This is a genomic window from Ruegeria sp. AD2(2025), assembly GCF_056542385.1.
Map to the genome: position 1 here is coordinate 739,327 of NZ_JBQFZS010000001.1, position 17,041 is coordinate 756,367.

The 17,041-nt window shown below is 61.4% G+C and carries 18 protein-coding genes; 10 read left to right on the forward strand and 8 right to left on the reverse strand.

Features of this window, described 5'->3' with window-relative positions:
* Window positions 1–17: 17 nt before the first annotated feature.
* The gene (locus ACR1XV_RS03615; RefSeq protein WP_480528941.1) at window positions 18–1,274 is read left to right on the forward strand and encodes a vWA domain-containing protein; all 1,257 of its coding nucleotides are present in this window, start codon (window positions 18–20) and stop codon (window positions 1,272–1,274) included.
* Between the two features lie 3 nt (window positions 1,275–1,277).
* Here ACR1XV_RS03615 and ACR1XV_RS03620 read toward each other — a convergent pair whose 3' ends face one another.
* The gene (locus ACR1XV_RS03620; protein ID WP_480528942.1) at window positions 1,278–1,778 is read right to left on the reverse strand and encodes a hypothetical protein; all 501 of its coding nucleotides are present in this window, start codon (window positions 1,776–1,778) and stop codon (window positions 1,278–1,280) included.
* Between the two features lie 207 nt (window positions 1,779–1,985).
* Here ACR1XV_RS03620 and ACR1XV_RS03625 point away from each other — a divergent pair, with 207 nt between their 5' ends.
* The 5 genes from ACR1XV_RS03625 (at window position 1,986) to ACR1XV_RS03645 (ending at window position 7,892) form a co-directional block, all read left to right on the forward strand.
* Complete coding sequence (locus ACR1XV_RS03625) at window positions 1,986–2,954, forward strand: XdhC family protein (RefSeq protein ID WP_480528943.1); 969 nt, start codon at window positions 1,986–1,988, stop codon at window positions 2,952–2,954.
* Window positions 2,951–3,952, forward strand: coding sequence for a molybdopterin-binding protein (locus tag ACR1XV_RS03630; protein ID WP_480528944.1), 1,002 nt, complete (start codon window positions 2,951–2,953; stop codon window positions 3,950–3,952). Before ACR1XV_RS03625 ends, ACR1XV_RS03630 begins: the two co-directional genes overlap by 4 nt.
* 152 nt (window positions 3,953–4,104) lie before the next feature.
* Window positions 4,105–4,590, forward strand: a complete 486-nt coding sequence (locus ACR1XV_RS03635) for a (2Fe-2S)-binding protein (protein WP_480528945.1) — start codon at window positions 4,105–4,107, stop codon at window positions 4,588–4,590.
* 54 nt (window positions 4,591–4,644) lie between these two features.
* Window positions 4,645–7,005, forward strand: a complete 2,361-nt coding sequence (locus ACR1XV_RS03640) for a xanthine dehydrogenase family protein molybdopterin-binding subunit (RefSeq protein WP_480528946.1) — start codon at window positions 4,645–4,647, stop codon at window positions 7,003–7,005.
* A 95-nt stretch (window positions 7,006–7,100) separates the two neighbouring features.
* Complete coding sequence (locus ACR1XV_RS03645; protein ID WP_480528947.1) at window positions 7,101–7,892, forward strand: FAD binding domain-containing protein; 792 nt, start codon at window positions 7,101–7,103, stop codon at window positions 7,890–7,892.
* 48 nt (window positions 7,893–7,940) lie between these two features.
* Here the strand turns inward: ACR1XV_RS03645 and ACR1XV_RS03650 are convergent, their stop codons facing one another.
* Window positions 7,941–8,840, reverse strand: a complete 900-nt coding sequence (locus ACR1XV_RS03650; RefSeq protein ID WP_480528948.1) for a MurR/RpiR family transcriptional regulator — start codon at window positions 8,838–8,840, stop codon at window positions 7,941–7,943.
* Between the two features lie 89 nt (window positions 8,841–8,929).
* On the opposite strand from ACR1XV_RS03650, the gene ACR1XV_RS03655 reads away from it, so the two are divergent.
* From ACR1XV_RS03655 to ACR1XV_RS03665, 3 genes are all read left to right on the forward strand, one after another.
* The gene (locus ACR1XV_RS03655; protein WP_480528949.1) at window positions 8,930–9,703 is read left to right on the forward strand and encodes a beta-keto acid cleavage family enzyme; all 774 of its coding nucleotides are present in this window, start codon (window positions 8,930–8,932) and stop codon (window positions 9,701–9,703) included.
* Window positions 9,700–11,016, forward strand: a complete 1,317-nt coding sequence (locus ACR1XV_RS03660; protein ID WP_480528950.1) for an aspartate aminotransferase family protein — start codon at window positions 9,700–9,702, stop codon at window positions 11,014–11,016. The genes ACR1XV_RS03655 and ACR1XV_RS03660 overlap by 4 nt, the downstream gene beginning before the upstream one ends.
* Window positions 11,017–11,093: 77 nt before the next feature.
* On the forward strand, window positions 11,094–11,480 hold the full coding sequence (locus tag ACR1XV_RS03665) for a hypothetical protein (RefSeq protein ID WP_480528951.1): 387 nt from the start codon (window positions 11,094–11,096) through the stop codon (window positions 11,478–11,480).
* 51 nt (window positions 11,481–11,531) lie between these two features.
* Here ACR1XV_RS03665 and infC read toward each other — a convergent pair whose 3' ends face one another.
* The 6 genes from infC to ACR1XV_RS03695 all read right to left on the reverse strand — a co-directional run bounded on the left by infC (window position 11,532) and on the right by ACR1XV_RS03695 (window position 16,376).
* A complete protein-coding gene (gene infC, locus ACR1XV_RS03670; RefSeq protein ID WP_480529291.1) occupies window positions 11,532–12,122 on the reverse strand; it encodes a translation initiation factor IF-3 in 591 nt (196 codons plus the stop codon).
* 115 nt (window positions 12,123–12,237) lie between these two features.
* Window positions 12,238–13,071 (reverse strand): ferredoxin--NADP reductase, encoded by an 834-nt coding sequence (locus ACR1XV_RS03675; RefSeq protein WP_480528952.1) that lies wholly within the window; start codon window positions 13,069–13,071, stop codon window positions 12,238–12,240.
* A gap of 105 nt (window positions 13,072–13,176) precedes the next feature.
* The gene (locus ACR1XV_RS03680) at window positions 13,177–13,584 is read right to left on the reverse strand and encodes a DUF934 domain-containing protein (RefSeq protein WP_480528953.1); all 408 of its coding nucleotides are present in this window, start codon (window positions 13,582–13,584) and stop codon (window positions 13,177–13,179) included.
* A complete protein-coding gene (locus ACR1XV_RS03685; protein ID WP_480528955.1) occupies window positions 13,581–14,342 on the reverse strand; it encodes a phosphoadenylyl-sulfate reductase in 762 nt (253 codons plus the stop codon). Before ACR1XV_RS03685 ends, ACR1XV_RS03680 begins: the two co-directional genes overlap by 4 nt.
* Entirely contained in the window at window positions 14,332–15,996 is a 1,665-nt protein-coding gene (locus ACR1XV_RS03690) for a nitrite/sulfite reductase (RefSeq protein ID WP_480528956.1), read from the reverse strand. The genes ACR1XV_RS03685 and ACR1XV_RS03690 overlap by 11 nt, the downstream gene beginning before the upstream one ends.
* A gap of 65 nt (window positions 15,997–16,061) precedes the next feature.
* Complete coding sequence (locus ACR1XV_RS03695; RefSeq protein ID WP_480528957.1) at window positions 16,062–16,376, reverse strand: DUF2849 domain-containing protein; 315 nt, start codon at window positions 16,374–16,376, stop codon at window positions 16,062–16,064.
* A 176-nt stretch (window positions 16,377–16,552) separates the two neighbouring features.
* On the opposite strand from ACR1XV_RS03695, the gene ACR1XV_RS03700 reads away from it, so the two are divergent.
* On the forward strand, window positions 16,553–17,032 hold the full coding sequence (locus tag ACR1XV_RS03700; protein ID WP_480528958.1) for an Lrp/AsnC family transcriptional regulator: 480 nt from the start codon (window positions 16,553–16,555) through the stop codon (window positions 17,030–17,032).
* The last annotated feature ends 9 nt before the right edge of the window (window positions 17,033–17,041 follow it).

Below are 17,041 nucleotides of genomic sequence, written 5' to 3' on the forward strand. Positions count from 1 at the left end.
CGCCCCCATGAAGGGTAATGGCCGAGCACATCCCGCTGGACATCCCCGACACCCCTAAACTGGCGCAGAACATCACCCATTTCGCCCGCGCGCTGCGAAAGGCCGGCCTGCCCATCGGCACAGGCCGCGTGGTCGATGCAATCCGTGCCGTTCAGGCCGCAGGCTTCACCGAACGGCGCGATTTCTATTGGACGCTACATGCCTGTTTCGTGAACCGCCCCGAACACCGCACCGTGTTCGCTCAGGTCTTTCGCCTGTACTGGCGCGACCCGCGTTATCTGGAACATATGATGTCGATGATGCTGCCCGCCATACGGGGTGTGCAGGAGGAACGTCAGCCCGATGCCGCCGAAAAGCGCGCCGCCGAGGCGCTGCTGGACGGCGTCGACCGAGACCTGCCCGAACCCACACCGCAAGAGGAAGAAGCCGAGATCGAGATTGATGCCACCCAGACCGCCTCGTCCGAGGAACGTCTGCGCAGCCTCGACTTTGAACAGATGAGCACCGCCGAAATAGCTGAGGCCAAACGCCTGCTGGCGCGGCTGACGCTGCCGGTCCAACCCATCGCTTCGCGCCGGGGTCAGCCCAGCCATCTGACCCACCGCATCGACCGCGCCCGCACCTTGCGCGCCGCGATGCGACAGGGGGGCGAGTTGCATCATATCACCCATCTAAAGCCAAAACCCCGTTGGCCGAACCTTGTGGCGCTCTGCGATATCTCAGGGTCGATGAGCCAATACAGCCGGATCATCCTGCACTTCCTTCACACGGTCTCGAACGCAAAGGGAGCGGGCTGGGCCAAGGTTCATGCCTTCACCTTCGGCACACGGCTGACCAATATCACCCGGCACCTGCATCAGCGCGATGTCGACGCCGCGCTGGCCGCCGCCGGGGCCGAGGCACAGGATTGGGAAGGCGGCACGCGGATCGGAGAGTGCCTGCACCAGTTCAACCGCGACTGGTCGCGGCGGGTGATGGGGCAGGGCGCGGTGGTGCTGCTGATCACCGACGGTCTGGAACGGGGCGACCCCGACCTGCTGAACAAGGAAACCGAGCGTCTGCACCTATCCGCGCGCCGTCTGATCTGGTTGAACCCGCTGCTACGCTGGGATGGGTTTGCGCCCAAGGCGCAAGGGGTCAGGACCATGCTGCCCCATGTTGACAGTTTCCGAGCGGGGCATTCGATTGCCTCGCTTGAAGACCTGGCCAGGGTGATTTCTGCGCCCGACGATCAGGGGCAGAAAGCACGGCTGATGGCCGCGCTTTCCGAATAACTTCTACGACACCTGTTCCGCGTTGCACTTGCGCGCCATTTCCATGGCTTTGTACGTGCCCGTCAGATCGACCGTGAACGCAAATTCCTTTTCGGGGAATACCACCATGACATGCTTCTTGGCGATGTCTTCGGCGAACTGAGGATCGTCCGATAGGACATAGCCGCCGGAATAGCCCTTGGTGATGTTGCCTTTCATCCCGGTGGCCTCGCCCACATAGATGTTGTCACCCAGCAGAATGGCCACGCCTTCGGTCTCACCGGCTTTGATATCGGTCTTGGCCTTTGTGAACACGCCCACATAGCCTACGCCGCGATCTTCGGTCAGGCCCATCTGAACCACGTTTTCGTCGTCATCCACGGCCTCGATCAGGCAGGATTTCTTGTCCTGGTCGATAAAGACCTTCCAACCTTCAACCTCGCCGTAGCGCAGGAAGGTGTCGGCCCAGCCAGAGGTCGCGGTAGCAAGGGTCAGGGCTGTGCCGAGTGCAAGAATGCGTTTCAAATCGTTGTCTCCGTTATGAAATGTCCTGTGGGTCGCACCGGTTGGGATGCAGACCGCGCCTGCAGGCTAGGGGCAGTTTCGCAGGCAATCAATGCTTCACTTTTCTGAATGTGAAAACGGCGCGTTGACGCCAAAGGTGAGTTTGCTGGCGTCTTTTCATCACGGCAAAGCTGCTTATGTTGGACCCGGTCAGGGGCGGAGGTCTCAATGGAACGATTCGATAACAACCCGGAAACCGCGCTGGACTGGTACCGCGACGGCAAGGGGGCGGCGCTAGCCACCGTGGTCGAGACATGGGGCAGCGCCCCGCGACGCGTGGGGGCGCAGTTGGTGATCGGCGCGGACGGGCGGATCGAGGGCTCGGTCTCGGGCGGCTGCGTCGAAGGCGCGGTGATTGTCGAGGCGCTGGAGGCCATTGACGAAGGTGACGCCCGCCTGCTGGAATTCGGTGTCAGCGACGAAGATGCCTTTGCCGTGGGGCTCGCCTGTGGCGGCACGATCCGGGTGCTGGTCGAGCCGGTCGGCGCGGTCCTGCCCGAGGCGATGCTGGCCGAACTGGTCGCCGCCCGTGCGCACCGCGAGCCGCTGGCCTATGAGGTGAACATCGAAACGGGCCATCGGGAGTTGCGGCGCAATGCCTACCCCGACCGTTTGCGGATGGACCGCTCCGGGTTCGAAGAGGACGGCCAGACATTTGTCGCCGTCCATAACCCGCCCTTGCGGCTGATCGTCGTGGGCGCGGTCCATATTGCGCAGGCGCTGGTGCCAATGGCGCGGATTGCGGGATACGATCCGGTTATCATCGACCCGCGCGAGGCCTTCGCCTCGGACGCGCGCTTTCCGGGTGAGACCATCCTGACCGACTGGCCCGACGAGGCCGTCGCCAAGCTGGGGCTCGACGCGCGCACGGCGGTGGTGCTGCTGACCCACGACCCCAAGCTGGACGATCCCGCGCTCGAGGCAGCGCTGCGGGCTGATGCCTTCTATATCGGCGCGCTGGGGTCGACCCGGACCCATGCCAAGCGTGTGGATCGGATGCAGCAATCAGGCTTTTCGGAAGACGAGATCGCGCGGATACATGGCCCCATCGGGCTGGATATCGGCGCAGCGGGACCGTCCGAGATCGCGGTTGCGATACTGGCGCAAATGACCGCGGTGCTGCGGGGCAAGGCATGAGGTTCGGCCCCGTTCCGCTGGCCGACGCCACCGGTGCGATCCTTGCCCATTCGGTAAAGGCGGGCGATACCAAGCTGCGCAAGGGCTTGGTTCTGACGTCGGACCATCTGTCTCAGCTGCATCAGGCCGGATATGCGGAGGTCACCGTCGCCCGGCTGGAGCCCGGAGACTGTCACGAGGACGAGGCCGCCCGGATGCTGGCGGCGGCACTCGCGCCCCATCCGGCCCGCGCCAACCTGCGCGTGACCGAGGCATTCACGGGCCGCGTCAACCTGCTGGCGAATGGGCCGGGGGTTGCGGTTCTGGACGTGGATGCTCTGGAGCGGTTCAACCTTGTGAACCCGATGATCACGGTGGCCACCGTACCCCAATATCAGCAGATGACCGAAGGCGGCATGGTGGCGACGATCAAGGTGATCTCGTATGCCGTGCCCGGATCGGATGTCGACCGCGCGGCGGGTCTGGCGCAGGACGCGGTGCGGCTGATCACGCCGGTCCACCGGACTGCCGGACTGGTCGTGACCGACATTCCCGGCGGCCCTCCGAACGAAAAGGGCATTGCCGCGATCCGCGGGCGGGTCGAGGCGCTGGGAATGGATCTGACGGACGTGCGCGTGGTTCCGCACGAAACCGCAGGTCTGGCCGGGGCTGTGTCTGAGGTCGGCGGAGATGTGGTGATGATCCTGACCGGCTCGGCCACATCCGATGCGGATGACGTGGCCCCCGGCGCGGTGCGGCAGGCGGGCGGCGTGGTTGATCGTTTTGGAATGCCGGTTGACCCGGGCAATCTGCTGTTTCTGGGGGCTTTGGGCGCGCGCCCGGTGATCGGTCTGCCGGGCTGCGCGCGCTCACCCGCGCTGAACGGCGCGGACTGGGTGTTGTCCCGGGTGGCCTGCGGGATCGAAACCACGGGGGCCGATATTGCCGCGATGGGGGTGGGTGGCTTGCTCAAGGAAATCCCCACCAGACCGCAGCCACGGGCGGCCCGGAAGAAGTGACGTAACGGCACTTTAGCCCTTTGTGGGTCCCGGCTTATGTCCTGAATGTTGACCGCTGGGTGGGCCGCGAAACGCAGTAAATATTTTTGTTCTCAAACAAAATTTCCCGTGTTTAACTCCGGGGTAAGAAAAAATCGAAATGGGAGGAACTGATGACACAGGTCTCAATGACCGTGAACGGAAAATCCGTGAGCGGTGATGTCGAGGGCCGGACGCTGCTGTCCAGCTTTCTGCGCGATCACCTGTCGCTGACCGGAACGCATGTCGGTTGCGATACGGCGCAATGCGGCGCTTGCGTGGTGCATGTGAATGGCGAAGCGGTGAAATCGTGCAATATGCTGGCGCTCGAGGCCGACGGGGCCGAGGTGGGCACCATCGAGGGGCAGGCGAATGCAGACGGATCATTGAACGTGATCCAGCAGGCGTTTCAGGATCATCACGGTCTTCAGTGCGGCTTTTGCACGCCGGGCATGGTGATGAGTGCTGCGGCGCTGCTGAAAGAGAACCCGCGCCCGACCGAAGCCGAGATACGTAAGTATCTTGAGGGCAACCTGTGCCGCTGCACCGGCTATCATAACATCGTCAAGTCGATCATGGCCGCATCCGGTCAGGACGTTTCCAACATCGCTGCCGAATAAGGCGGCGGGCGAGAATTTTCGACGAAAATTCTTTTCCAGGGAGGAGAACAAGCAATGCCCAAAGACAGTGGCATCGGAGCCAGTTCCAAGCGGCGCGAGGACGTACGCTTTCTGACCGGAGCAGGCAATTATACCGACGACATCAACGTGGCCGGACAGGCCTATGTGCATTTTCTGCGCTCGGATATCGCGCATGGTAAGATCACCAGCATCGACACCTCGGCGGCCGAGGCCATGCCCGGTGTGGTCAAGGTGTTCACCGGCAAGGATTTCGAAGGCGTGGGCGGCATGCCCTGCGGCTGGGAGGTGACGGACAAGCATGGCGCGCCAATGCAGGAGCCTCCGCACCCCATTCTGGCGCAGGGTAAAGTGCGCCATGTGGGCGATCCCATTGCCGCCGTTGTGGCCGACAGCCTGGAACAGGCGCGTGATGCAGCCGAGGCGATCGAGGTGGATATCGAAGAACTGCCCGCGGTGATCGACATGAAGGCCGCCGCCCAAGAGGGCGCGACGCTGGTCCATGACGATCTGAAGAACAACATCTGCTATGACTGGCAGCTGGGCGAGGCGGATGACGCCAAAGTCAACGAAGTCTTTGCCAATGCGGCCCATGTGACCACGCTGGATCTGGTGAACAACCGTCTGGTCGCCAACCCGATGGAACCGCGTGTGGCGGTGGGGGAATATAAGCGCGGCACGGATGAGTACACGCTCTATACCACCTCGCAGAACCCGCATGTGATCCGCCTGCTGATGTGCGCCTTTGTTCTGGGCCTGCCCGAGCACAAGGTCCGCGTGGTGGCCCCGGATGTGGGGGGCGGTTTTGGCACCAAGATTTTCCACTATGCGGAAGAGGCGTTCTGTACCTTCGCCGCCAAGGCCTGCAACCGGCCGGTGAAGTGGACCTCGAGCCGGTCCGAGGCGTTCATGTCGGATGCCCATGGCCGCGATCATGTCAGCACCATCGAACTGGCGCTGGATGCGGACAACAACTTCATCGGTCTGCGCACCAATACCTTCGCCAATCTGGGGGCGTATCTGTCGACCTTCTCAAGCTCCGTGCCCACATGGCTGCACGGCACGTTGATGGCGGGCAATTACAAGACGCCGGTCATTCAGGTGAACGTCAAGGCGATGTTCACCAATACAGTGCCGGTGGATGCCTATCGCGGCGCGGGCCGGCCCGAGGCGACGTTCCAGTTGGAACGCGTGGTGGACAAGGCCGCGCGCGAGCTGGGGGTCGATCCGATTGCGCTGCGCCGTCAGAACTTTGTCACCCAGTTCCCCTATGACACGCCGGTGGCGCTGACCTATGACACCGGGGATTACAACGGGACCATGGACAAGCTGGAGGCCGCTGCCGATCTGGCAGGCTTTGCCGCCCGCCGGGCGCAGAGCGAGGCCAGGGGCAAACTGCGGGGCCTGGGCATCAACTGCTATATCGAGGCCTGTGGCATTGCGCCCTCGAACATCGTTGGCATGCTGGGGGCCCGAGCGGGTCTTTATGATGCGGCGACCGTGCGGGTGAACGCCACCGGCTCGATCAGCGTCATGGTGGGGGCGCACAGCCACGGGCAGGGGCATGAGACCGCCTTCCCGCAGGTTGTGGCCGACATGATCGGCATCGACGAGTCGATGGTCGAGATCGTGCATGGCGACACCTCGAAGATCCCGTTTGGCATGGGCACCTATGGCTCGCGCTCGCTGGCGGTCTGTGGCTCGGCCATGGTCAAGGCGACCGAGAAGGTGATCGACAAGGCAAAGAAGATCGCGGCCCACCTGCTGGAGGCCTCCGAGGCGGATATCGAGCTGAAAGACGGTCAGTTCAGCGTGGCGGGCACTGACAAGTCGGTGGCCTGGGGCGATGTGACCCTGACGGCCTATGTGCCGCATAACTACCCGCTGGAGGTCGAGCCGGGGCTGGAGGAGACCGCGTTTTACGACCCGGCCAACTTCACCTTCCCCTCGGGCGCTTATGCCTGCGAGGTCGAGGTTGATCCCGAGACCGGTCAGGTCAGTATCGAGGCCTTCACGGCGGCGGATGACTTTGGCAACATCGTCAATCCGATGATCGTGGATGGTCAGGTGCATGGCGGTATCGGTCAGGGCATCGGTCAGGCGCTGCTGGAGAACTGCGCCTATGACGAGAATGGCCAGTTGCTGAGCGCGTCCTTCATGGATTACGCCATGCCGCGCGCCGATGATGTGCCCTTCTACGGCGTGGATCATTCCAGTCAGACGCCCTGCACGCATAACCCGCTGGGGGTTAAGGGCTGTGGCGAAGCCGGGGCCATTGGCTCGCCGCCTGCTGTGGTCAATGCGGTGCTGGATGCGCTGAATTCGGGCGGCAAGGCGGTGGATCACATCGACATGCCGGTGAGCCCGTCGCGCGTCTGGGCGGCGATGAACAGTTGAGAGGTTGGGGTGCGAGGGGCCAGCCCCTCGCGCTCCCCGGGATATTTATAGCCAGATGAAGAACGGATCCGTGTTCTTCGGAAAGGAAATGCGAAATGTACAGTTTCGAGTTTGAGAAGCCCTCGAGTATTGCGGATGCGGTTGCGGCGCTGGGGGCTGAGGATGCGCAGGCATTGGGGGGTGGTCAGACGCTGATCCCAACGCTGAAGCAGCGGTTGGCATCGCCGTCGGCGCTGGTGTCGTTGAGTGGGATTGCTGAGATGCAGGGGGTCTGTATCGAGGATGACGGCTCGGTCGCTGTTGGTGGGGCGACGACCCATGCCACGGTGGCGCGCGAGGCGGCAGGGTCGTACCCGGCGCTGGCGGCGCTGGCGGGTCAGATCGGTGATCCGGCGGTGCGCAATCGTGGCACTATTGGCGGGTCGGTGGCCAACAATGATCCGGCGGCCTGTTATCCGGCGGGTGTTCTGGGCTCGGGCGCGACCATCGTGACCAACAAGCGCGAGATTGCGGCGGATGACTATTTCCAGGGTATGTTTGCGACCGCATTGGAGGAAGGCGAGATCATCACCTGGGTCCGGTTCCCGGTGCCGCAGGCGGCGAGCTATCAGAAGTTCCTGCAGCCCGCGTCGCGCTTTGCGCTGGTGGGCGTTTATGTGGCGCGGTTTGCCGATGGTGTTCGCGTGGCCGTGACCGGGGCCAGCGAGGATGGTGTGTTCCGCTGGTCCGAGGCCGAGGCAGCGTTGGACAAGGAATTCCGCGCGGATGCCTTGATGGATCTGCGGATTAATCCCATGAATATGATCGGCGATCTGCATGGCAGCAAGGCGTATCGTGCCCATCTGGTTGGTGTCATGACCAAGAGGGCTGTTGAAGCCTGTATGTGAGGGCGCCCCGACCTGAGCGATCAAAGGCCCCGGTTCGCCGGGGCTTTTTCATGTGTTTCTGATTCTGGGTGGTTTGGCTGGCTGCCAGTAGGCCCCGGTATCTTCCCGGGCCTTCTGATAACGGTCGACCCTGTCGCGCGCTGCGTGGCCGCCTGCGGCGAAGAGGTGACCCAGCAGGCATTCGAGCACCGCCATCGCTCCGGTAAAGCTTGAGAGGTGATGTTGGGTTCGTGTGCTGATGGGCAGGATGATATCGGGATCGACGCCGGGGGCGATGACCTCGCTGTCGGACAGCAAGATGATCCGGGTGCCCCGGCCGCGGGCGAAGCGAATCGATTGGATAGTGTCTGATGAATAGGGGTGGACCGTCAGCGCGAATAGGCAGTCGTTCTGATCGGCGTCCAGCAGGTCGTCGATGGCAGTGCCCATGTGCCGTGGGATCAGTTGAAACCCGGGATGCGCCATTCGTCCGGCATAGTGGAAGTAATAGGCCAGCGCATAGCTGGCACGGGTCGCAGTGATAAAGCAGCGATTAGCTGATCGCATATAGTCGATTGCGCGTTCGACCAGACTGGACTCCATCAGGCGCAGCGAGCGGGAGACCACGTTCAGCTCATTCTGGGCGAAACCGGCCTGGGCTGCGCTGAAGGGGCCCTGAGTCTGCAGCCGGTTGAGCCAATCCTGCCCTAGCCGGTCCTCGCGGTCGGTCACAAGGGTCTGGCGGAAGGGTTTGCGGAAGGCATCATAGCTGTCGAAACCCAGACGTTCGGCCAGTCGGACCAGAACATTTGAACTGACCCCTATTTTGTCTGCCGTGACGCGGATGGGGTCGAGCCCGAAATCTCCGGGGTGGTCGATCACGTATTTGGCGGCGGCCTGCATTTGCGAGGGCAGGGTGTCGATGTCCCGGCGCAGGCGCTGGGTCACAAGGTTTGGGCTGATCTGCATGGATCAAAAAAAACATATGTTCTGACAAAAGCAAATTGAAAACGATTGCGTGGGCGATAGATCGGAGGAAACCAGAGCGGATAATGAAAATGCCCGATACGTCTTTCAAGGATGACACGCTGCCATATGTGCTGGTCGCGCCAAACGGGGCGAGGCGCGGGCACGAGGATCATCCGGCGCTGCCGGTCAGTATTGTTGAAATCGTCGAAACCGCGCGGGCCTGCCATGCCGCAGGTGCGGATGGTATTCATCTGCATGTGCGGAATCGCTCCGGGGCTCATACCTTGGATGCAGGGCTCTACCGTGAGACGATTGCAGAGCTGCGTCAGGCCGTGCCGCAGATGGACATTCAGATCACGACCGAATCCGTAGGCGTTTTCGACGTGCTGGCGCAGTTCGATTGTCTGCGGCTAGTGCATCCGGAATGGGCTTCCATATCGGTGCGCGAGATTGCCCGGTCGCCCGAACTGGCTCCTCGGATCTATGCCCTGTGCGCTGATCAGGGCACGCGGGTTCAACACATCCTCTATGATGCGGCGGATGCAGACCTTCTGACGCGCTGGCAGGAGAGCGGCATCGTTGAGCCCGGGCAGGTGGATCGCCTGCTGGTGCTTGGCCGCTATGCAACCGCTCAGGAATCGGTGCCCGGCGATCTGGACGCATTCCCGAGCTGCGAGGACCCGTGGATGGTCTGTGCCTTTGGTACGCAGGAACATCTGTGCCTTCAGCGCGCCGCGCTACGCGGCGGCGACGTTCGGGTTGGGTTCGAGAACAGCCTGACGGGCGCAAATGGGGCTGCGTGGGCGGACAATGCGGCGTCGGTTTCGGCTTTGATTGGTCTTCTGAAAGGGACGGAAACATGAGCCACGTTTTTCCACGCCACACGAAATCGGACCTGCCGGTCGCCGTTGGGGGTGATGGCTGTTACCTGATCGATGCCGAGGGGCGGCGCTATCTCGATTGCGGTGATGCGGCGGTGTCTTGTCTGGGGCATTCGAATGCGGCGGTGACCAAGGCTGTGCAGGATCAAGTTGGGCAGATCGCCTTTGCCCATACCGGTTTCATGACGTCCGGACCGGCCGAAGCGCTAGCTGATTTGCTGGTCAGGCATGCTCCGGGTGATCTGGATCGGGTCTATTTCGTCTCGGGCGGGTCCGAGGCGACCGAGGCAGCGATCAAGCTGGCGCGGCAGTATTTTCTGGAGACCGGACAGCCCGAACGCCGCCATGTCATCGCGCGGCGGCAGAGCTATCATGGCAATACGCTGGGGGCGTTGTCTGCCGGGGGTAATGCGTGGCGGCGGGCGCAATTTGCACCGATGCTGATCGAGATGACGCATATCGCGCCCTGTTATGAATATGCCGAAAAGCCCGATCACGAGAGCAGCTTTAACTATGGCCAGCGCGTCGCCAATGAGTTGGAGGCCGAGATTTTGCGCCTCGGTCCCGAGACCGTGATGGCGTTCATGGCTGAACCCGTGGTTGGCGCGACGCTGGGCGCGGTTCCTGCGGTCGAGGGGTATTTCAAGCGGATTCGCGAGATTTGTGACCAGTACGGAGTGCTGTTGATTCTGGATGAGGTGATGTGTGGCATGGGGCGCACCGGGCACCTGTTTGCCTGCGATCATGACGGGGTGGTGCCCGATATTCTGTGCATCGCCAAAGGCTTGGGGGCCGGGTATCAGCCAATTGGCGCGATGCTCTGTACCGGGCGAATCTATGATGCGATCCGGGACGGATCGGGGTTTTTCCAGCATGGTCACACCTATGTCGGTCATCCGGTCGCAACGGCGGCGGCCTTGGCCGTTGTGACCGAACTGACCCGGAAAGACCTGCCCGCGCGGGCGGCTCGAATGGGTGAAAAACTGCAATCGGCGTTGACCGCGACCTTCGGCCAGCATCCAAATGTCGGGGATATTCGCGGGCGCGGCCTGTTCCGGGGGGTGGAACTGGTCGCAGATCGGGGGACGAAGGCCCCCTTCGATCCGGCGCTCGGCGTCGCGGGCAAGATCAAGAAAGCGGCCTTTGCCGAAGGGCTGATCTGTTACCCAATGTCCGGCACCCGCGACGGGCGGCAGGGTGATCATATCCTTCTGGCGCCTCCGTTCATTATCGAGGATGCGCAGATAGAAGAGTTGGTCTCCAAGCTGGGTCGAGCGATCGCCAGTGTGATCTGACAATGTCGTGACAGGCCTTTCAGCGCGGGCAGGTCTCTGTAGGGTCGGCGCATTGAACACGTAGAAAGGCCCTGCGCATGGTGCGAGATATCTGGTCGAGTTTCCGGGACCTGCCGCTTTGGGTTCAAGTCTGGGTCGCGGCCATTCTGGTGCCGGTGAACCTGATGCCGCTGGCTTTTGTCGGTCAACCTTATGGCTGGTCGATTGCGGCGCTGGCGGTGACGGGCATGGCGTTGAACATTCCGATCATGCTGGTTGCACGTGGCATGTCTCGGGCGATGGCCTTGCCGCATATCCTGTGCTGGATACCATTGGTGGCGTTGGCGGCCTATGTGTTGCAGACCGAGGGTGATCTGTCTCCGGCCTATACCTCGGCCCTGATACTGCTGATTGTGGTCGACGTGATCTCGCTGGCGTTCGACCTGCGCGATGCGGTGCTTTGGTTCAAACACGACAGGGCATGAAAAAGGCCCCGGCCAGAGCGGCGGAGCCTTCGAAAACGCTGAGATAGGCGCTTATTTCTGCGGCAGGGGGCCGATCATCATGATCATCTGACGGCCTTCCATCTTGGGCATGTTCTCGATCTTGCCCAGATCCTTGACGTCTTCGGCCACGCGTTCCAGCAGTTCACGGCCCAGATTCTGGTGCGCCATCTCGCGGCCACGGAACCGCAGAGTGACTTTGACCTTGTCGCCGTTTTCGAGAAACTTGAACACGTTGCGCATCTTGACGTCATAGTCATGCGTGTCGGTGTTGGGCCGGAATTTGACCTCTTTCACCTCGATGATCTTTTGTTTCTTGCGGGCTTCGCTTTCGCGTTTCTGCTGTTCGTACTTGAACTTGCCGAAATCCATGATCTTGCAGACAGGCGGGTTCGCGTTGGGCGAAATCTCGACCAGATCGAGGCCGACATCGGCGGCCATCTGCATGGCTTTGGCGGGATGAACCACCCCGACATTTTCACCTTCGGCGCCAATCAGGCGAATTTCGGGGGCACGGATCTTGTCATTGACGCGCGGTCCGGTGTCTCGCTGCGGCGGCGCGTTGTGAGGTCTGCGGGCTATGGGTTCATTCCTTTGATGATTGCAGAAATTCGAGCCCGGAATTTAGACCGGGCTGGCAGGTGTTTCAAGCGGCATAAATCGCAGGCCGCATGAAATTTCCATGAATTCCGGGTGTTTTTGCCGGTCAGCCGTCGAAAGAGGTGATCGGCAAACCCGATTAGCCGACAAAGGCTTTCTCGATCACGAACTCTTTGGGCTCGGAATTTGCGCCTTCGCGCAGACCGAACTCCTCAAGGATCGCCTTGATGTCGTGGTTGAAGGCCAGGCTGCCGCAGACCATGGCACGGTCGTTTTGGGGGCATATGCCGCCTTCGATGCCCAGATCGGCAAAGACGGTACCGTCCTGCAACAGGGTGGTAATACGGCCCATCTTGGGGCTCTGTTCCCGTGTGGTGGTGGGGTAGTAGCGGATCTTGTCGGCAAATCCTTCACCGATCAGCTCGGCCAGCAATTCGTCGTTGCGGACGTTTTCGATCAACTCGCGGCCATAGTCCAACTCGGCCACATCGCGGCAGGTGTGGGTGATAATCACCTCGTCGTAATCCTCGTACGTCTGCGGCTCGCGCAGCAGCGAAGCGAAGGGCGCAAAACCGGTGCCGGTGGCAAAGAACCAAATGCGCTTGCCGGGCAGCAGGGCGTCGTGGACCAACGTGCCAACAGGCTTGGGCCGCAGGATGATCTGATCGCCGGGCTGGATGTGCTGCAGCTTCGAGGTCAGAGGGCCGTCCTGCACCTTGATCGAGTAGAACTCCAGTTCCTCGTCCCATGAAGGCGACGCGATCGAATAAGCCCGCAGCAGCGGCTTGCCGTTATCCCCCAGCAGGCCGATCATCACGAACTCACCCGAGCGGAACCGCAGCGTTTGCGGGCGCGTGACCTTGAACGAGAACAGCCGGTCGGTCCAGTGTTTCACGTCTGTGACGGTCTGGGCGTCGGGCACGACGGGGGCCTTTACGGCGGTGGCTTCACTCACGGGCTTCATCTCTGTCATCGTTGTATCTGTCGGTTGGGTAAACCGGCATCTCCGTTTAATCTTTGATCCAAGTCAGGAAAAGGGGCAGATTGCCCCAGCGTTTCCCAAACGGCGAGGGGCGTTTCAGCCGCGCAGGCGCGCCTGATAATTGTTGTCCTGCCAATTGGCCCGGGCCAGCCACTGATCCTCGGGTTGACGGTTGGCGAGGTTATCGTCGATCTCGACCTCGTCAAAGCCACTTCGCCGGGCCATGGCGTACTGGTCGGCCAGCACATGCCCCTTGGCGCGCAGACGACCGGTGTAACCTTTCAGCCGCAAAACGCGTGCGATGGTGAAGCCGCGGCCATCAGCGGAGGACGGAAAATCCACACGTACCATCTTTGCGCTGCCCAGCCGTTCCACCAACTCGTCGGGGTCGGTGTCCGAGGCGACATCCAGCGCAACCACGTCATTTGCGGCGTCTTCCAGCGTGACAAAGCCGTCGGTCCAGTCATCGGGGCCGAAACCCTCATCTGTTACGATCACGTTCATGTTCTCTCTCCGGCGCGCACCATTTTGCCATCGACAAAGTGGATGCCGCATTCTTCCTTGCTCTGATCGCGCCAGCGTCCGGCGCGGGGGTCTTCGCCTTCCTTGACCGGCGAGGTGCAGGGCGCACAACCGATCGAGGGGTAACCTTTCGCCACCAGCGGATGCCGGGGCAGGTTGTTTTCATCCATGTACGCGCGCACGTCTTCGGGTGCCCAATGGGCCAGCGGGTTCACCTTGATGCGGCCCGTGCCGTCTTCGACTTCAAAGAACTCGAGCGCGGCGCGGGTGCCCGACTGAAACCGCTTGCGGCCCGTAATCCATCCGTCATAACCGGCCAATGCCTGTTGTAGAGGGAAGGTCTTGCGCAGGTTGCAGCACGCATCGGTGTCGCGGAGGTGCAGCGCTCCGTAAGGATCGTCGCGCTGAATACTTTCATCATCGGCCCGGATGATGTGCACGTTCTTCAAGCCCAGACGCTCGCTGACTTCCTGCTGGTACTCCAGCGTTTCGGTAAACAGCATCTGGGTGTCCACAAACAGCACCGGGGTCATCTTGTCGACCACCGCCGCCATGTGCAGCAACACTACCGACTCGGCCCCGAAACTCGAGACTAGGGCAAGGTCATCGATTTGCTCGATGGCACCATGCATCACGTCATGCGCGCTGTGGTGCCGGTACCGGGCGTTCAGCGCCTCGACCCGCTCGGTCAGTTCGCGCCGCTCACGACCCAGTTCCGTCTGGATCAGATCAAGCGGCATTCGCCCGAGCCTCGGGGTAAAGGGCAGCCTTGAACGGAGCCATGCCAACGCGGCGATAGGTCTGCAGGAATTCCTCTTCGGCGCTTTCGCGTTGCTCCAGATAGGTGTCGACAATGCGTTCCACGGCGGGAACGATCTCGTCATAGGCAAAGCCCGGGCCGGTGCGGTCGCCGATGGCTGCAGTCTCGGTGCCGTCGCCGCCCAGCGTGATCTGGTAGTTCTCGACACCCGCGCGATCCAGCCCGAGGATGCCGATGTGTCCAACGTGGTGGTGTCCACAGGCATTGATGCAGCCCGAGATCTTGATCTTCAGGTGGCCGATATCGTGCTCCAACTTCAGGTCGTCAAAGCGGGTCGCGATTTCCTGCGCAACCGGGATCGAGCGTGCTGTGGCCAGCGCGCAGTAATCCATGCCGGGGCAGGCGATGATGTCGCTGATCAGGCCAATGTTGGCGGTGGCCAGTTCGTGCTCTTTCAGCTTGGCGTGGATCGCGGGCAGGTCCGATTTATGGACATGCGGCAGGATCACGTTCTGCTCGTGGCTGATGCGCAGCTCGTCATAGGCGAACTCTTCGGCCAGATCGGCCATCACGCGCATCTGCTCAGCGGTCGCATCACCGGGTGTTGCGCCGTGCTTTTTGATCGAGATCGTGACGATCGCGTGGTCCGCATTCTTATGCGGCGCGATGTTGGTATCCACCCAAGAGCGGAACACCGGGTCGTTGGAATAGGCGCTTTCAAACGACGCGACCGAGGCTTCGCGGAAATCGGGCGCGGCAAAGTGGGTCTTGATCTCATCCAGGAGGGCCATGTCGGCCCCTTTGAACTGAGGGCGAACCTGCAGGAAGCGCTCATTGACCTTGGCGCGGATGGCGTCGATGCCATGCTCGTGCACGGTGATCTTGATCCGCGCCTTGTACTTGTTGTCACGGCGACCAATTTGGTTCCACACGGAAACGGTCGCCTCTAGATAGGCCAGCAGGTCGTCGAAAGCGACGAATTCGGACAGTTCCTTGCCGATCATCGGCGTACGACCCAGGCCACCACCGACGATGACACGGGCACCCAGAACGCCGTCACGCTCGACCAGTTGCAGACCGATGTCATGCGCTTTGATGACAGCACGGTCGTTCTCCGAGCCGGTGATCGCGATCTTGAACTTACGCGGCATGAACTGGAATTCCGGATGGTCGGTGGACCACTGGCGCAGCAGCTCGGCATAGGGGCGCGGATCGGCAATCTCATCCGCGGCGGCACCGGCGAAGTGGTCGGCGGTCACGTTGCGGATGGTGTTGCCCGAGGTCTGGATGGCATGCATGCCAACCTCGGCCAGCGCGTCCAGCATATCCGGTACGTCTTTCAGCTTGGGCCAGTTGTACTGGATATTCTGACGGGTGGTGAAATGGCCGTAGCCCTTGTCCCACTTCTCGGCCAGCAGTGCCAGCTGACGCATCTGCGCGCTGGACAGCGTACCATAGGGGATCGCGACCCGCAGCATGTAGGCGTGCAGTTGCAGATACAGCCCGTTCATCAGGCGCAGAGGTTTGAATTCATCCTCGGTCAGCGAACCGTCAATGCGGCGCTCGACTTGCGCGCGGAACTGGGCGTTACGTTCTGCCAAAAATGCTGTGTCGAACTCGGAGTAGCGATACATGATTAGCTGTCCTTAGTTGCAGCCCCGAACCTTGGGGCCTTAAAGAGGGGAGAGAGAGCCTGTGATCAGGCCCGGGGCTGCGGGGAAGTTTCCTGTTTGCCGTGGGCATAGTTGGACGGACCGGTGCGGCGGAAGTCTTCCCGAAAATGGGTCGGCTCGGGGCCGTTGGTGCCAGCCACGGCATCGGCGAGGTAGGCGCCAACAATTTTGCTCACCTGACGCTCGGCATCCAGCAGGCGAACCTGTGCATGCGCCTCGTCCGTGATCAACTCGGCCTCGGACAGGTCGCGGGACCAGCGATCATCTTCGGTCAGATAAATGACGTCACCTTCCAGCAGATCGTTGGCCGTAACCACTTTGGGAGTGAAAGCGCGGGGCATCAGGTAAGGTCCTTGTTGTTTGTAGACGTTGGTCCGGCAGGGCTCATGTCGTTTGACTCGATCTGCAATATAGGAAATATTCCCTATTATTCGCTATATGCCTCAAAAAATAAGAACATTCGTTCTTTCATGGGGTGAGGCGGGAACCTGTGTTCTGAATTAAGGGGAAAAATGGAATGCCGGTGCGCATAGACGACACAGATCGGAAAATTCTGGCCGAGTTGCAGCGGGATGCAAGCCAATCACTCGACGAAATTGCTGCACGGGTCGGCAGTTCCAAGACACCGGTCTGGAATCGGATCCGCAAGCTGAAAGGGGCTGGGGTGATTGGTCAGCAGACCGTCCTTCTCGATGCCGAGGCACTGGGGTTTGAGGCGACCTTCTTTGTGCTGATCCGAACGTCTGAGCATGAGGCGGAATGGCAAAAGAAGTTTCTGAAGGCCTTGCGGGATCGTCCCGAGGTGCAGGAGGCACACCGGCTGGCGGGGGACATCGATTATATTCTCAAAGTGCGCGTCCGGAACGCACGGGCTTATGATGCGTTCTACCAGACTTTGATTTCTGAGGTCCGCGTACACAATGTAACTGCGCTGCTGTCGATGGAAGAAATCAAATCCACAACGATGTTGCCTCTGAATTCGGCGGGAGCCGCCTGAGCCGTGAGG

Excerpts from the sequence above, each read along its gene's own strand:
- ACR1XV_RS03695 (WP_480528957.1), bottom strand. The coding sequence starts at position 16,376 with ATGCCCCGCGCTTTCACTCCCAAAGTGGTTACGGCCAACGATCTGCTG.
- ACR1XV_RS03625 (WP_480528943.1), top strand. The coding sequence starts at position 1,986 with ATGGAACGATTCGATAACAACCCGGAAACCGCGCTGGACTGGTACCGC.
- ACR1XV_RS03660 (WP_480528950.1), top strand. The coding sequence starts at position 9,700 with ATGAGCCACGTTTTTCCACGCCACACGAAATCGGACCTGCCGGTCGCC.
- ACR1XV_RS03640 (WP_480528946.1), top strand. The coding sequence starts at position 4,645 with ATGCCCAAAGACAGTGGCATCGGAGCCAGTTCCAAGCGGCGCGAGGAC.
- ACR1XV_RS03665 (WP_480528951.1), top strand. The coding sequence starts at position 11,094 with ATGGTGCGAGATATCTGGTCGAGTTTCCGGGACCTGCCGCTTTGGGTT.
- ACR1XV_RS03680 (WP_480528953.1), bottom strand. The coding sequence starts at position 13,584 with ATGAACGTGATCGTAACAGATGAGGGTTTCGGCCCCGATGACTGGACC.
- ACR1XV_RS03700 (WP_480528958.1), top strand. The coding sequence starts at position 16,553 with ATGCCGGTGCGCATAGACGACACAGATCGGAAAATTCTGGCCGAGTTG.
- ACR1XV_RS03645 (WP_480528947.1), top strand. The coding sequence starts at position 7,101 with ATGTACAGTTTCGAGTTTGAGAAGCCCTCGAGTATTGCGGATGCGGTT.
- ACR1XV_RS03615 (WP_480528941.1), top strand. The coding sequence starts at position 18 with ATGGCCGAGCACATCCCGCTGGACATCCCCGACACCCCTAAACTGGCG.
- ACR1XV_RS03675 (WP_480528952.1), bottom strand. The coding sequence starts at position 13,071 with ATGACAGAGATGAAGCCCGTGAGTGAAGCCACCGCCGTAAAGGCCCCC.
- ACR1XV_RS03630 (WP_480528944.1), top strand. The coding sequence starts at position 2,951 with ATGAGGTTCGGCCCCGTTCCGCTGGCCGACGCCACCGGTGCGATCCTT.
- ACR1XV_RS03690 (WP_480528956.1), bottom strand. The coding sequence starts at position 15,996 with ATGTATCGCTACTCCGAGTTCGACACAGCATTTTTGGCAGAACGTAAC.
- ACR1XV_RS03635 (WP_480528945.1), top strand. The coding sequence starts at position 4,105 with ATGACACAGGTCTCAATGACCGTGAACGGAAAATCCGTGAGCGGTGAT.
- ACR1XV_RS03685 (WP_480528955.1), bottom strand. The coding sequence starts at position 14,342 with ATGCCGCTTGATCTGATCCAGACGGAACTGGGTCGTGAGCGGCGCGAA.
- ACR1XV_RS03655 (WP_480528949.1), top strand. The coding sequence starts at position 8,930 with ATGCCCGATACGTCTTTCAAGGATGACACGCTGCCATATGTGCTGGTC.
- ACR1XV_RS03650 (WP_480528948.1), bottom strand. The coding sequence starts at position 8,840 with ATGCAGATCAGCCCAAACCTTGTGACCCAGCGCCTGCGCCGGGACATC.